A 258-nucleotide genomic window follows, 5' to 3' on the forward strand; every position below is an offset into this window, starting at 1 on the left:
CAGGCGACGGCGGCTTCCAGCAACTGCTCCATCTGCAGCAGCTCGGCGCGGTTCACGCGGTTGTTCCATTCGAGGATGGGGCGGTTGATCTCCACGTGCTCGCACTTGTAGTAGAGCACTTCCAGCACCGTGCGCAGCCGGCTTGGGCGCTGCAGCAGTTCGAAGTAGCCCACCACGATGCGCCACAGCGCGCCCAGTGGGTCATCCCCCTGCGCATCCGCACCTGCTTGGAGATGCGCGGCTTCCGGCGCGCTGGTG

At 66.3% G+C, this 258-nt stretch carries 1 protein-coding gene; it reads right to left on the bottom strand.

Features of this window, described 5'->3' with window-relative positions; all coding sequences use genetic code 11:
• Positions 1 to 258, bottom strand: a 258-nt coding sequence (locus RVY79_RS20300; RefSeq protein WP_317466392.1) for a hypothetical protein, incomplete at both ends; no start/stop codon positions are given.

Source organism: Chromohalobacter sp. HP20-39 (assembly GCF_033052815.1).
Taxonomy (GTDB): domain Bacteria; phylum Pseudomonadota; class Gammaproteobacteria; order Pseudomonadales; family Halomonadaceae; genus Chromohalobacter.